This window comes from Rugamonas violacea, assembly GCF_016461825.1.
Lineage (GTDB): Bacteria > Pseudomonadota > Gammaproteobacteria > Burkholderiales > Burkholderiaceae_D > Rugamonas.
Genome location: NZ_JAEMNU010000079.1, coordinates 165,211 through 167,003, shown reverse-complemented (window position 1 = coordinate 167,003; position 1,793 = coordinate 165,211). Strand labels below are relative to the sequence as shown.

Below are 1,793 nucleotides of genomic sequence, written 5' to 3'. Positions count from 1 at the left end.
TCGGCCCGGCGGCGGTGGCGGCCAAGGCGGTCAAGCGGCCGGTGCGCATCGCCATCCCGCGCGACCAGGACACCGGCATGATCGGCAAGCGTCACGCCTTCTACGGCCAGTACCAGATCGCCGTCGACCAGGGCCGGCAGAACCCGGCCGACAAGGGCATCATCCGTGGCTTCCAGACCAAGATGTGGGGCGACGGCGGCGCCTTCTACGACTGCTCCTTCATCGTCTCGAACTGCATCCAGCTGCGCGCCGACAACGCCTACCGGGTCGCCAACTTCGAGAACCAGATCGACGTCTGCCGCACCAACACGGCGCCCAGCACCGCCTTCCGCGCCTTCGGCGACGTGCAGGGCAAGAACATCATCGAGAACGCGGTGGACGACGCCGCCTTCGCCCTCGGCATGTCGGCCGAGGAGATGCGCGAGAAGAACCTGTACGAGCGCGGCGACGTCACGCCCTTCGGCCAGGCGCTGTCCTACTGCTACATGCGGCAGGTGTGGGACTATCTGAAGGAGGTGTCGAAGTACCAGGAGAAGAAGGCGGCGGTGGCGGAGTTCAACCGCAACAACACCTGGCGCAAGCGCGGTGTGGCGCTGGTGCCGGTCAAGTACGGCTCCGGCTACAACTGGCAGCAACTGGAGCAGGCCGCCGCCATCGTGGTGGTCAACCAGGCCGACGGCACGCTGGTGATCCACCAGGGCGGCGTCGAGATGGGCCAGGGCCTGGCGACCCAGGTGCTGCAGGTGGCGGCGTATGTGATGGGCATTCCGATGGACCTGATCCACGTCGAGGGGCCGCGCACCAGCATCACGCCCAACCCGACCAGCAGCGGCGCCTCCACCGGCACGCCGTACAACTGCGAGGCGGTCAAGCAGACCTGCCAGGACCTGCGCGGCCGGCTGTTGGAGTTCGCCTACCAGCAGCGCAACGACAACGGCAACCAGTGGTGCGTCGACCAGGGCGTCGACTTCTGGAACCACGGCGAGCAGGGCTGGGCGGCGACGGTCACCAACGCCCAGGGCCGCACCGCGCTGATCTGGCAGAACCTGATCCAGCTGGCCTACGCCAAGCGGGTCAACCTGATCGCCAGCTTCACCGCCAAGATCCATGGCGGCGGCGTGCCGATCCCCTGCATGACCTTCAAGCCGCAGGACCAGCAGCCCAACCCCTACGGCATCGAGCGCGACACCACGGCGGTGCTGGGCGGCGGGGTCGACTCCTTCGTCGGCTTCACCTACTCGGCGGCCTGCTCGGTGAGCGAGGTCGACGTGCTGACCGGCGAGGTGAAGATCCTCAGCTCGGACATCGTCTACGACATCGGCTGGAGCCTGAACCCGGCGATCGACGTCGGCCAGGTCGAGGGCGCCTTCGTCCAGGGCGTCGGCTATCTGCTGACCGAGAAGCTGGTGTTCGAGCAGGAGGGCGAGGAGCAGGGCCGCCTCAACACCACCAACACCTGGCGCTACAAGGTGCCGGCCACCACCTGCATCCCGCTGGAGATGAACGTCCACCTGTTCCCGCGCAACGCCAAGTCGGTGGCCGGCATCCCGGACGACCCGCACGACATCTTCTCGTCGAAGGAGGTCGGCGAGCCGCCGCTGGTGCTGGCCAACAGCGTGTTCTTCGCGGTCAAGGCGGCGGTGCGCGCCTCGCGCCTGGAGCGCGGCCTGGACGGCCTGTTCCGCCTCGACGCGCCGGCCACGGTGCAGGAGGTGCGGCGCGCCTGCGAGGTGAGCACGGCCGACCTCAAGTAGGTCCTTGCCAAGGCGCCAGCGGCTACCAAACCACCCAAC

General features: G+C 68.0%; 1 protein-coding gene. It reads left to right on the top strand.

Features of this window, described 5'->3' with window-relative positions; translation table 11 throughout:
- Positions 1–1,754: molybdopterin cofactor-binding domain-containing protein (locus H7U20_RS15725; protein WP_199760093.1), on the top strand; the 1,754-nt coding region annotated here is incomplete at its 5' end.
- Positions 1,755–1,793 lie beyond the last annotated feature (39 nt).